The 2,674-nt window shown below is 36.1% G+C and carries 3 protein-coding genes; 1 reads left to right on the plus strand and 2 read right to left on the minus strand.

Annotation, left to right across the window (positions count from 1 at the left end):
- Positions 1–9: 9 nt before the first annotated feature.
- On the minus strand, positions 10–765 hold the full coding sequence (locus tag C5S62_RS04260; protein ID WP_104404206.1) for a hypothetical protein: 756 nt from the start codon (positions 763–765) through the stop codon (positions 10–12).
- Positions 766–767: 2 nt separating this feature from the next.
- Complete coding sequence (locus tag C5S62_RS04265; RefSeq protein ID WP_104404207.1) at positions 768–1,523, minus strand: hypothetical protein; 756 nt, start codon at positions 1,521–1,523, stop codon at positions 768–770.
- Between the two features lie 840 nt (positions 1,524–2,363).
- On the opposite strand from C5S62_RS04265, the gene tssD reads away from it, so the two are divergent.
- Positions 2,364–2,674 (plus strand): type VI secretion system tube protein TssD (gene tssD, locus C5S62_RS04270; protein ID WP_104404208.1); only part of this gene is annotated, 311 nt, incomplete at its 3' end.

The raw sequence follows: 2,674 nt of genomic DNA on the forward strand, positions 1-2,674 counted from the left end.
GCTTGAGTGTTATTTTGTGAATATCTGAGTATGGTGGTTGTTTTCCTCCGTTAGAAGTGTGTCTAACTGAATTATATAATATCTACATCTTAGTTTCAGAATATTTACTACAATGCGAGTGACTACTATATGTCCCACAAAAAGAATGAAGGGAAATAGCAATACAAGCAGACTTATAACGGTAAAAGGCAACTCAAATTCCGAGAAAAACTTATAAGTGCAATCAAAGTACAATAGTCCCGCAGCAAACAGTATAATACATATAATGAGTCTTATGTTTGACCATATGTTTCTACTGTATTTACTACAATCCTCCTGAATAAAATTATATATCGCTATAAGCAGCTCAACAGCTAAAATTATCTGGGATATCACTAAGATATAAGCCTTTGCGGGTGCATCATACTGTGATTTAAATATTCCTATACAAAATAAGCATAAAAAACCATACAGTCCAGCATACAACCCAATAAAGCCACATCCTTCTAAAAGACGACCTTCATCAGTCAGATATTTTAAACGGCGATAGGTTTTATCCAAATATGCACCTTTTAACATACATTCCTCATTATCACTATTTAAAGTCGCTTTTATCTTATCATCGGCAAGAGTCAAGATAGCTTGTGTAGATGACCTTAAATCGGATTGATATTTGCGATATATCTTAGCTAACGTATGCTTATCATCAAAATAGTACAATCCAAAGTCAAAAGCAACTATAAATTGGATGAATGCAAGTAGATTGACACAATCTATTTCTGACATTTCTATTCAAGTTTTTTTGCAATCCAGCCTTCTCCATTATGCTTTAGTACATACTCAGCAACGTACTTTATTAAATCAATTGGATGAAATGAATAACGTAAGTTTCCTTTACGATATGTGACTGACAGCATAAGTTCTCTTTGATTCCCATAAAACTTAACAACCTCATCATATTTGATCCTTAAGTTTTCTTGATTCTCTTCTAAAAAGATACTGCTGGTAACTTTTTTCAAAGAGTCGATTAATTCGTCGCATGAAGCACCTAACGGTACTCTAAATAGGGTATGACGCAATTTGTAGTCGTACTTCAGTTCTTTATTTTTAGCCTGATAATATTCTGGATCTACGGCAATGATTACAAATTTCCCTTTACCAATATTCTTTATAGTGTCATTATCTACTATTCTGCACAATAACTTATCGCCATTAGAGATACCTTCGGGAGACATGGATGATCCCTCAACAGTATATATCAGTGGAGTGGCTGCATATTTATACTTTGAAATATCCATCATTGAATTCCCGTACAACACTCTATCTGGCAACATTTCAAGCCCCTTCAATGTAGGGACACTCAATGTAGGGTCACCAGCCGCCACACGAATAGTGCCATCAAAATCCATGTCATTGACACGAACCTCCTCGCCAAAAGCAAGGTGATAAATATTTGATATTAACTTCTTCAAATTCAGTATATTATACAACAATATGCGTTTAACCGCAATTCTATAATGTGCAAAGGTAGCGTTTTTCTTCATAACTCACAAGTTTATAGGGGATAAAATTGATTAGCCGTCCTCTAAAGCCACGGTTGTAGACGGTAGGGACGCGTAACAATTAATGCTATGTTTTCTTATAAAACAATATGAAAGTAATGAAAGATTATCTGCATTGGGAGGATTGATGCAAATTAACTTAAAATAAGTTTGTTACCCATAGTGTGATGAGATTATATAAAAGCAATTATAATCTATCTTATACCAGTAAACTTCTGTTTTGGACATATTGGCAGAGCTGATGGCGTGCCTCTTCAAAACCTCTTGCCGTATGCAAACACGAAAACATGTTGGACAGCCTATTATTACCAACTATTAAGGATTCTGACTGAAATATCAGTATTCTAAGACCTTTCAACCTCGGGACTGACATATATTTTCAACAATACTGAAAACCCGTAAGGTAAAAGGACTGGCAACATGGATCGGAACAGAGTGAATTTACATAAAAGTCTCCGTAGCTGACCGCATAATAACTACAATGACAAGCGTACTTGTTTGATGATGCGGAATTGGCAGACCCGTTGCAATGCCAGGATGGACTTCCAGAATTATTGCAATCATCCACCCACTGTTATCATCGGGTCAGGTATATCTCAAGTATTGCACTATAGTGCAAATTTATTACAGGATAGTGACAAACCTGCTTAAACCATTATAAATCGCAATCTTAACAAAATAAAATCCACTAAAATTTGGTTCATTCGATGAAATAGATTAATTTTGCAGACATTACATCCTCATTTTCCTCCGAAAGCGGTCTTCTGCTTTAATCAGGACAACCATCAAGTCTTGGTTTTTATCACTAAAACTACAATTGGTATGGCAGGACTACGAGCGACCGTGCGCTTTCAAGGTAAGGAAATGGACGTGATTTCTTCACACATTGAATTCAACCGTAAGACAGACAATAAAGGAAGGCCAGTGACAAATGTCATCGGTGGCCGTATTACAATCACCATTGAATCCACAAAGGAGACCCTTCTCCTTGAAGCGATGGTGAACAACCCTTTCAAAGCTATAAGCGGTAAGGTGATTTATTATAACAACCAAGACAATTCCGTTTTTCGCGTTATAGAGTTCAAGTATGCGTACATAGTATACTACAAGGAAGTTTTGGGTCAAGCCGAAAT

Source organism: Prevotella sp. MGM2, assembly GCF_002933955.1.
GTDB lineage: Bacteria > Bacteroidota > Bacteroidia > Bacteroidales > Bacteroidaceae > Alloprevotella.

Excerpts from the sequence above, each read along its gene's own strand:
- C5S62_RS04265 (WP_104404207.1), bottom strand. The coding sequence starts at position 1,523 with ATGAAGAAAAACGCTACCTTTGCACATTATAGAATTGCGGTTAAACGC.
- C5S62_RS04260 (WP_104404206.1), bottom strand. The coding sequence starts at position 765 with ATGTCAGAAATAGATTGTGTCAATCTACTTGCATTCATCCAATTTATA.